1 protein-coding gene and 1 pseudogene are annotated in these 2,037 nt (G+C 69.0%); one reads left to right on the top strand and one right to left on the bottom strand.

Going from position 1 to position 2,037, the window contains the following annotated elements; all coding sequences use genetic code 11:
- A partial coding sequence (locus A9X03_RS09935) for an adenylate/guanylate cyclase domain-containing protein (protein ID WP_068260844.1) occupies positions 1–918 on the top strand: 918 nt, incomplete at its 5' end.
- Positions 919–936: 18 nt separating this feature from the next.
- Here the strand turns inward: A9X03_RS09935 and A9X03_RS09930 are convergent.
- Positions 937–2,037 (bottom strand): annotated as a pseudogene (locus tag A9X03_RS09930) (DUF222 domain-containing protein); the annotation flags it as partial.

Here is a 2,037-nt window from a genome sequence, read left to right as displayed (position 1 = left end):
CCGGTCGCCGAACGCACCGAGGGACCCACTCCCGAGGAAGTCGTTGCCTTGATGGGCTCCATGTGGGGAACGGGGGAGTTGCAACATGTGATGAATCCGGACATGCCGTGGAACGAGGAGATCCGAGCAACGTGGGCACGACTGGAACGCCTTGCGGCGAGCCCGGGAACCGTCGCGCAGATGTTTCCACTGCTGATCGAATTGGATGTGCGGGCGGTCCTACCGACAATCCGCGTGCCGACCCTGGTCGTTCAGCACGCAGACAATGCGTTGCTTGCGTCGGCCTCGGGCGAGTACATAGCGGATCACATACCGGGGGCAAAGTACGTTGAGCTTCCAGGCCGCAACATGCACCACTGGGTCGAGCCTTGGCGCGCGTCCTTTCAGGAGGTGGCGAAATTCCTGACCGGTCACCAAGCCGATGTCGCTGATGATCGTGTGCTTGCCACGGTGCTCTTCACCGACATCGTGGACTCGACGCGCCGCGCTGCGGAGATGGGTGACCGTGACTGGCACGCGCTGCTTGATGCGCATGATGCCGTCGTGCGGTCGCAACTGGCCCGGTTTCGCGGCCGCGAGGTGAACACATCCGGCGACGGGTTTCTGGCGATGTTCGACGGCCCGCAGCGAGCGATCCGCTGCGCCATGGCGATTCGCGACGCGGTGCAGGCGCTGGGCATCGAGGTGCGTGCCGGGTTGCACACCGGCGAGTGCGAGGTCCGCGGTGATGACATCGGCGGGATCGGGGTGCACATCGGGGCGCGCGTGAGTGCACTTGCAGGCGCGAACGACGTGCTGGTATCCAGCACGCTGCGCGACCTCGTGATCGGGTCAGGGCTGGAGTTCGAGGACCGCGGCACACATCAGCTCAAGGGAGTGCCCGGCGAGTGGCGCCTGTTCGCCGTCGCTTCCAGGTAAGACCGCTGCTGGGGGTCGTCAGAATGGTGGCGGATCGTCATCGCTGTCGGGTGGGGCCGGCCCGCTGTAGCTCATCGATTCGGCTCGCCCGGCCATGCGGGCTTGGTGGTTGTCGCGGCGTTCGACGGCTACCCGGGTGGCGCGGTCTTGGCTGCGGGTGCGGCGGCGGCGGGGCATCATCGCGCTGCGCTGGCCGCAGTAGTCTTGGGGCGGGGGGTCGGCCTCGGCGGCCGGTATGGCGCCGGTGGCGTGGCAGAGGCTGGGGAACAGCAGGGCGCTGCCCGGGGTGGTGACGTAGGTGCGTCCGGCCGGGGAGGTCAAGATCAGGGTGCCGTCGGGCAGCTGCTGTTCGGTCCAGCCCCAAAATGTCTTCACCAAATGGTGTGTGCGGCAATAACACTTCAGGTTGCTGGCATGGGTGGGCCCACCGGCGCTGTAGGGGATGGTGTGGTCGAGGTCGCAGGCCATCGCCGGGCAGTCACAGCCCGGCCAGCGGCACGTCAAATCCCGGCACCGCACGAAATCGGCCAACGCTTGGCGAGGGCACATAGCCCGGCTCGGGCGGCGCGTCCCCGGGATGAATTAGCGGCACCAGCTTGGCCGCGGCGGCCAACTCGGCCACCAGCTCCGGTGGGATCAGGCCGTCGGCCCGCAGTTCACTGGCCATCCCCACCCCGCGATCCAGGGCGGCTTGCTCGGCGAGCACGTGAATCACCACCGCACCGGCCGCCGGCCGGGCGCCGGCCGCGCAGTCCGGGCGCCCGCAGCGACAGCCCAGCCGCTCGGCCCCGCCGGCCAGCGCGCCCAACGCATCCGCGCGGCGCTGCTCGCGGCTGCGCGGATCGTGGGCACACACCGTGGCCGCCAACGCATCCAGCCGCTTCTCCAGCGCATGCGCATCCAGGCTGTAGAGGGTGCCCTCGATGCGGGCCAATCCCTCCCCCATCTCACCGATCCACACCTCGCGCCCCGCAACATGCCGCCGGCGGCGCCGCACCGCATCGGCATCGGCCTTCCGCCACCACCTTGTCCACCTGCGCACCCAACCGGCCCTGGCTCATCGAGGGCCAGCGCGCCACGTTCGCCGCCAGCTGCGCGTCCACGGCCGCCAACACCTCA

The sequence above is a fragment of the Mycobacterium sp. E1715 genome (genome assembly GCF_001667625.1).
Lineage (GTDB): Bacteria > Actinomycetota > Actinomycetes > Mycobacteriales > Mycobacteriaceae > Mycobacterium.
The sequence above is the reverse complement of the archived record's forward strand: the minus strand, read 5'-3'. Positions and strand labels throughout refer to the sequence as shown.